At 77.5% G+C, this 720-nt stretch carries 2 pseudogenes; both read left to right on the forward strand.

Annotated features, from left to right (window positions below):
• Positions 1 to 89 (forward strand): annotated as a pseudogene (locus tag GRC12_RS46240) (phage tail protein); the annotation flags it as partial.
• Positions 86 to 720, forward strand: a pseudogene (locus GRC12_RS46245) (hypothetical protein); the annotation flags it as partial. The pseudogenes GRC12_RS46240 and GRC12_RS46245, both read left to right, overlap by 4 nt.

A 720-nucleotide genomic window follows, 5' to 3' on the forward strand; every position in this document is an offset into this window, starting at 1 on the left:
CCCTCGTGGCGACCGCCCGCCCCGCCCATATGCCGTACACGGTCCAGGTGACCGCCACCGCTCCCGCCGAAAGGACCCCGTCCCCATGACGACCACCCAGAACTGCGCCGAATGCGGCACCCGCGCGGAACCGGGCCAGTCATTCTGCGACGCCTGCGGCGCGGTACTCAGCTGGAAGGACCGCGAGCCACGGAGCAGCCGCCCGGCGGCCGCCTCGGCCGGCACGGGCAACGAGCCCGACGGGGCGGCGGGCCCGCGTGGCGGTTCCGGCAGTGGGTTCGCCGACACGAGCGACGACGCCGGCGGCACACCCGACGCGCGCAACGCGGTCGGCGCGAACAGCGGAGGCGGCGGTGCTTCCCACCCCGGCGCGAGTGGTGGATCCGGCGCCGGGTCTCCCGACTCCTCCGGCGTGGCCGGCGCGGCCGGTGGTGGAAGCGGTTGGCAGGGTGCGGCTGGAGACGGGTCCGGGACCGGCGAGCCGTCGGCCGGCGGTCGTACGGGTGACGCCCCCGCAGCGACCTCGGCGGCGGCCTCCGCCACGACCGCCCGCTCGGCCGCCGCCGCGTCCTCGGGCGCGGCCTCTTCCTCCACTGCTCCCGGCCCCGGCTGGGACGCCTTCTCGCGAGCGGACGGCGGCACCGGTCTCACCCGTACTCCCAGGGACCTGCTGGTCTCCGGGACGGCCACCGCAGCCCCCGCCACCGACGCGGGCGGAAC

Source organism: Streptomyces griseorubiginosus (assembly GCF_017614965.1).
Taxonomy (GTDB): domain Bacteria; phylum Actinomycetota; class Actinomycetes; order Streptomycetales; family Streptomycetaceae; genus Streptomyces; species Streptomyces griseorubiginosus_B.